4 protein-coding genes and 1 pseudogene are annotated in these 6328 nt (G+C 74.7%); 1 reads left to right on the top strand and 4 read right to left on the bottom strand.

Features of this window, described 5'->3' with window-relative positions:
* From I5G_RS20075 to galT, 4 genes and pseudogenes are all read right to left on the bottom strand, one after another.
* Positions 1-1159, bottom strand: a 1159-nt coding sequence (locus I5G_RS20075) for a carboxylesterase family protein (RefSeq protein WP_051038576.1), incomplete at its 3' end; no start/stop codon positions are given.
* A 175-nt stretch (positions 1160-1334) separates the two neighbouring features.
* Positions 1335-2286 (bottom strand): annotated as a pseudogene (locus I5G_RS20070) (squalene cyclase).
* A gap of 198 nt (positions 2287-2484) precedes the next feature.
* Complete coding sequence (gene galK, locus I5G_RS01950) at positions 2485-3648, bottom strand: galactokinase (protein WP_022877552.1); 1164 nt, start codon at positions 3646-3648, stop codon at positions 2485-2487.
* Positions 3645-4820, bottom strand: a complete 1176-nt coding sequence (galT, locus tag I5G_RS01945) for a galactose-1-phosphate uridylyltransferase (protein ID WP_022877551.1) — start codon at positions 4818-4820, stop codon at positions 3645-3647. Before galT ends, galK begins: the two co-directional genes overlap by 4 nt.
* A 49-nt stretch (positions 4821-4869) precedes the next feature.
* On the opposite strand from galT, the gene I5G_RS01940 reads away from it, so the two are divergent.
* Positions 4870-5829 (top strand): LacI family DNA-binding transcriptional regulator, encoded by a 960-nt coding sequence (locus I5G_RS01940; protein WP_022877550.1) that lies wholly within the window; start codon positions 4870-4872, stop codon positions 5827-5829.
* Positions 5830-6328 lie beyond the last annotated feature (499 nt).

Below are 6328 nucleotides of genomic sequence, written 5' to 3'. Positions count from 1 at the left end.
CGGGGCGGATGCCCGGGCACGCGCGGTGCGCAGGACGACCGAGCGGATGCCGCGGTCCGAGACGTAGCCGCCGAGTCGCGCGGCTCCGCCCCGGCGCGTGACCGCGCGAGGTAGGCGCGGCGCCGCGAGCGTCCGAGCCCGAGGAGCGCGAGGGCGAGGGGCACGGGCGCAGATCGAGCAGACGCCGCGCGCGCGCGGTGATCATCGTGAACTCGTCGTCCGTCGAGCCGACGACGAGGGGGATGCCCGCCGAGGCCCCGTCCGCGAGCGCCTCGAGCGGCGACCGGGGGAGCACGTCGCCGTCGATGACGGGCCCGAGCGGCAGTCCGTCGTCGAGCAGCGCGGTCAGCCCCGCGAGCCGCGCCCGGCGCTCGGGCTTCTGCGCCAGCCGCTGCAGGTCGAGGAGCCGTTCCTCGGGGACGGTGGCGAAGCCGTCTCGGTCGGGGCGCATGCCGGCGAGTGCCGCGAGCCGCTCGGCGAATCGACGCGCGGCCGGCGCGGCGACGGCACCCACCGCGGGAGACAGCGCCATCGCGCGGGCGAACAGACCGGATGCCGCGGGCGAAGCCAGCAGCGCGAGCACCGACCCGCCGCCCGCCGACTGCCCCGCGATCGTCACGCGTGCGGGGTCGCCGCCGAACGCGCGGATCTCGTCGCGCACCCACTCCAGGGCCGCGATCTGGTCGCGGAGCCCGCGGTTCGACGGAGCGCCGTCGATTGCGCCGAAGCCGTCGAATCCGAGTCGATACGAGAGGACGACGGTCACCACACCCTCGCGCGCGAACGCGTCGCCGTCGTACCAACGACTCGCGGGGGACCCCGAGACGAAGCCGCCGCCGTGGATCCACACGAGCACGGGGAGGGCGGCATCCGGAGTCGCGTCCACCGGCGCGAAGACGTTGACGTTCAGCGTGGCGTCGCCCGGCACGCTCGGCTCGGGGATGAGCGTGATGCCGGTGTCGCCGCGTTGCGCCGTCGGGCCGTAGGCCGTCGCGTTGAGCTCGCCCTCCCACGGGGCGACGGGCTGCGGTGCGGCGAACCGCAACGGCCCGACGGGCGCCTGCGCGAACGGGACGCCGAGGAACACGGCCGTTCCGCCGCGCGTGAAGCCGCGCACGCGGCCGCGGGTGGTCGCGACGACGGGGGGAGTGGCATCCATCGCCCCATCCTGGCGCACGCGGGTGCCGGTGCCTCCATAAACGCTCCGGCTCGGCAGAAACGCCGCGTCCGCGCGTTTCCGCCGAGCGCGAGCGTTTATGCCGGTGTACCCCGCGCGACGCGGAGCAGGATGGCGGCGTGCGCCGGTGCGCGACGCACGAGACCGGGCGGGCGCCTTACGCCTCGTCCCACCACCGCAGCACGCGCAGCGCGAAGAACGTCAGCCAGCGCGACGGCTCGCCGGCGGGCACGTCGACCGGGAACCACTCGCGGCCCTCCGGCGGGTACGCCTGGTGCCACGTGCCGTCGGGGTCGCGGGTCGCGCGCACCCGCTCGATTCGCGTCGGCGAGGCGCGGATCGGGGGCCGTTCCGTCGTGCTGGGCCGCCGCGCGGAAGTGGTCGAGGGCGCGGAGCGCGCTGTACCGGTGCCGGAACGGGTACCCCAGGTGGTCCGCCCAGCGGTGCTTCTCGCCCGTGGAGAGGCGGTAGAGCAGCCGCCGCTCGAGCAGGTACTCCTCGGCACCGCGCCGCGCGTCGCGCAGGGCCGGGGTGCCGCCGGTGCGCCGTTCGTCGTCGAGGATCCCGATGACCGAATTCAAGGTCGAGTGGAACGACGACCGCGTCGATCCCTCCACCCACTCGCAGTTCCAGCCACCGTCGGGCAGACGATGGGTGACGAACCAGTCCCGGATGCCAGCGACCTCCGCCCCGAGCCACGCGCCGTTCGCGAGGGTGAAGGCGTTGATGCAGGCATCCACTTCGCCGTCCCAGAACGGCAGATCCTCATACTCCCAGCGCGCGTTGCGCTCGAGGAGCCCGGCCGTGTCGGGGCGGAGGGCGGTGGCATCCACGCCCCATTCGCGTAGCGACATCAGCGACCACGACGTCGCCGTCCAGGGTTGCGGCTCATCGCCGCGGAAGTCGGCGGGGAAGTGCGCGCCGCCGGCCCACTGGCCGTCGGGATCCTGCCGGGCGAGCAGCTGTGCGCCGAAGCCCTCGCGCGCCACCCGAGCGCGGGTCTCCTCCCACTGCGCCGTGGGCGCGTCGAGCAGGTCGCGCTCGACCTTCCACCGCAGTGGGGGATCGCTGTCGTGCAGCCACGCGAGGACGGCGGCATCCGATTCCATGCCCCGCACGCTACGCGGCCACGGGCGCTCCGTGAAGCCCCGCGGGCTCGGTGTACGCGGCCCGGGGCCGCCGCCGCGCGTGACACCGCGGCGGCCGCGCCCGCCGCGGCGGCCGCCCCCGCCGCGGCGCAGGCCGACGCAGCGGCGGCCCCGGCGTCACGCGTCACGGCGCAGGCCGACGCCGCGGCGGCCCCGGCGTCACGCGTCGCGGCGCGCGCCCTCCGACGGCGTCACCGTGAACACGTTCGGGGCGCGGAAACCGGATGCCGCGAAGGCGGCGTACACGGCGTCGGTCGCCGCCGGCACGAGTTCGGCGGGGATCAGCGCGATCGCCGCGCCACCGAAGCCGCCGCCGGTCATCCGTGCGCCGAGCGCGCCCGCGGCCAGCGTCGTCTCGACGGCGAGGTCGAGCTCGGGCACCGAGATCTCGAAGTCGTTGCGCATCGACGCGTGCGAGGCGGTGAGCAGGTCGCCGATCGCGCTCGGACCCGCGAGGTCCAGGGCCGCGACGGTGTCGAGCACGCGCTGGTTCTCGGTGACGATATGCCGCACGCGGCGGAAGGTCACGTCGTCGAGGATCTCCCGCGCGCGGGGCAGGTCGTCGACGGTGAGGTCGCGGAGCGCCCGCACGTCGAACGCGGCGGCACCCTTCTCGCACGAGGCGCGACGCTCGCGGTACCCGCCCGACGCGTGCGCGTGCTCGACGAGGGTGTCGACGACGAGGATCTCGAGGCCCGCCTCGGCGAACCCGAGCGGCACCGGCCGCGTCTGCAGCGTCCGGCAGTCGAGGAACGTCGCCGCGTCGGCCACGCCGAGCATGGATGCCATCTGGTCCATGATCCCGGTCGGGGCGCCGACCGCGTCGTTCTCGGCCGTGCGGCCCACGCGGGCGAGCGCGACCTTGTCGAGCCCGGTTCCCCACACGTCGTTGAGGGCGGAGGCCACGGCCCCCTCGATCGCGGCCGACGACGACAGGCCGGCACCCACCGGCACCGCGGACGCCAGGGCGATGTCGACGCCGCGGGTCGCGGCATCCGGAACCTCGGCGCGCAGCGCCCACGCCACGCCCAGCGGGTACCCGGCCCAGTCGAGGCCGCCGGCGGCGATGCGGGCGTCGAGCTCGGCGAGCGACACCTCCACGGCGTCGTCGGCGAAGGTCGAGCGGACGCGGATCACGTCGTCGTCGCGGAGAGCGACGGCGGCGGCGGTGCGCTGCGCGATCGCGAACGGGAGGACGAAGCCCTCGTTGTAGTCGGTGTGCTCCCCGATGAGGTTGGCGCGGCCGGGGGCCGACCACACGCCCACGGCGGGGGCGTCGGTCAGGGTGGCGAGCAGGGCGCGGGCGTCGTCGACGGCGGTCATGCCGTCACCTCCGGAACGGTGTCGAGGGCGGCGCGCAGGCGTTCGGCCTGCGACTCGGGGGTGACATCGCCGATCCAGGCGCCCATGGCGGCCTCGGATCCGGCGAGGTACTTCAGCTTGTCGGCGGCGCGGCGCGGCGACGTGATCTGCAGGTTCAGCCGGACGCTGTCGCGCGCACGGCCCACGGGCGCCTGGTGCCACGCGGCGATGTACGGCGTCGGGGTGTCGTACAGCGCGTCGATGCCGCGCAGCAGCCGCAGGTAGAACGGCGCGAGCTCTTCGCGCTCGGCATCCGTCGTCTCGGCGAGGTCGGCGACGTGGCGGTGCGGCAGCACATGCACCTCGATGGGCCAGCGCGCCGCGAAGGGGACGAACGCCGTCCAGTGCTCGCCACGCAGGACCACGCGGGGACCGGATGCCTCGAACTCCAGGATCCGCGCGAACAGGTCGGGCGACGTGCGCGAGACGGTGTCGAGCAGGCGCTGCGTGCGCGGGGTGATGTACGGGTAGGCGTAGATCTGGCCGTGGGGGTGGGGGAGGGTGACGCCGATCTCCTGCCCGCGGTTCTCGAACGGGAACACCTGGCGGATGCCGGGAAGCGCCGACAGCGCGGCCGTCCGGTCGGCCCAAGCCTCGATGACCGTGCGCGCGCGGGTGCGCGACAGCGAGCCGAACGACCCCTCGTGCTCGGGGCTGAAGCACACGACCTCGCAGCGCCCGACGGAGGTGCGCGTGCGGCCGAGGCCGAGGTGCTCCAGGTCGTCGTCCCCGCGCGGCGGGTCGACGGCGGCCGGGGCGTCGCCGTGGGCGACGTCGAGCGCGGGACCGAACGACGGCGACTTGTTCTCGAACACCGCGACGTCGTAGCGCGACGGGACCTCGGACGGGTTCGTCGCCGTCTGCGGGGCGAGCGGGTCGAGGTGCGCGGGAGGCAGGAACGCCCGGTTCTGACGATTGGATGCCACGGTGATCCAGTCGCCCGTGAGCACGTCCTGCCGCATGGTCGCGGTCACAGGACGGGGGTCGAGGGTGCGCGCGTCGATCGCGCGCTCCGGGCCGAGTGTCGTGTCGGCGTCGTCGAAGTAGATCAGTTCGCGGCCGTCGGCGAGACGCGTGGAGCGCTTGACGACTCCGGCGCCGAGAGCCACCGCGGTGGGGCTGAACGTGTTCACGATAACACGCTACAGATCGGGCGTGATATCGTCAACACGAGGGGGTTCGATGCCTGTATCGATGGCCGATGTGGCCGCGGCGGCCGGCGTGTCGGCGCAGACGGTCTCGCGCGTCGCGAACGGCAGTCCGCGCGTCGATCCCGCCACCCGCGCCCGCGTCGAGAAGGCGATGGGCGACCTCGGGTACCGCATGCATCGTGCCGCCCGCGCCCTGCGCACCGGTCAGACCTCGACGATCGGACTCGTCGTCTCGACTCTGGCCTCGGTCGGCAACTCCCGCATGCTCCAGGCGATCTCCGAAGCGGCCGCCACGCGCGACTACGCCCTCGCGGTCGTCACGGTGGGGGAGCGCGGCATCCGGGACGCCTTCGCCCGCCTGCGCTCGCAGGGCGTCGACGGTGCCGTGGTGCTGAACGAGGCGACCGAGCTCGCGCGCGACGTCGAGCCGCCCGGCGACCTGCACCTCGTGGTCGTCGATTCGCCGCCCGACGAACGGTTCTCGATCGTCCAGACCGACCACGCGGGCGGCGCCCGCGCGGCCGTGGAGCACCTCCTCGCCCTCGGCCACGACACGGTGCACCACGTCGCCGGTCCCGCGCGCTCCTTCGCTGCGGCCGAACGCGAGCGGGGCTGGCGCGCCGCGCTCGCCGACGCTGGGCGGCGCACGCCCGAACTCGTGCGCGGCGATTGGACCTCGGCATCCGGTCACGCCGCCGTCTCGGCCCTGACCGACGCGACCGCCGTCTTCGTCGCGAACGACCAGATGGCGCTCGGTGCTCTGCGAGCCTTCGCCGACGCCGGCCGACGCGTCCCGGAGGACGTCGCGGTCGTCGGTTTCGACGACATCGTGGATGCCGCGGAGTACCGCCCCCCGCTCACCACGGTGCGGCAGGACTTCGACGCCCTCGGCGCCCGCGCCGTCGCGGCCCTGGTCGCCGCGATCGAGGGCGGCCCGCACACGGGCGACACGGTGCCCGCGACGCTCGTCGTCCGCGCCAGCGCCCGCTGACGCCGCAGCCGGGGCCCCGCTACTGCCGGGGCCCCGGCTACTGCCGGGCTTGGGGCGCATTTCGCCCTTCGGGCGGGATTCTCGCGCCCCAAACCGAGCAACGCGCCCCAAACCCAGATGGCGTGGTGCGTGGTGCGTGTGCCGCTGCCGCTGCCGCTGCCACGGCCGGGTTTGGGGCGCGTTTCGCCGTTCGGGGCGGGGTTCTCACGCCCCAAAGCCGGCGACGCGCCCCAAACCGGGAGGGGACAGCGCGCAACGCGCCCCAAACCGACCAACGCGCCCCAAACCCAGATGGCGTGGTGCGTGGTGCGTGTGCCGCTGCCGCTGGCACCGCCGGGTTTGGGGCGCGTTTCGCCGTTTGGGGCGGGATTTTCACGCCCCAAAGCGGGCGACGCGCCCCAAACCGGGATGGGAAAGCGAGCGACGCGCCCCGAACCGGGAGGGGACGGCGAGCGACGCGCCCCAGACCGGGAGGGACGGCGAGCGACGCCCCAGACCG

This window comes from Microbacterium sp. B19, from assembly GCF_000333395.1.
Taxonomy (GTDB): Bacteria; Actinomycetota; Actinomycetes; order Actinomycetales; family Microbacteriaceae; genus Microbacterium.
Note: the sequence above shows the minus strand (reverse complement) of the source record. Positions and strands in the feature narration are given on the sequence as shown.

Coding starts and splice junctions, on each gene's coding strand:
- I5G_RS01940 (WP_022877550.1), top strand. CDS start 4,870: ATGCCTGTATCGATGGCCGATGTGGCCGCGGCGGCCGGCGTGTCGGCG.
- galK (WP_022877552.1), bottom strand. CDS start 3,648: ATGACCGCCGTCGACGACGCCCGCGCCCTGCTCGCCACCCTGACCGAC.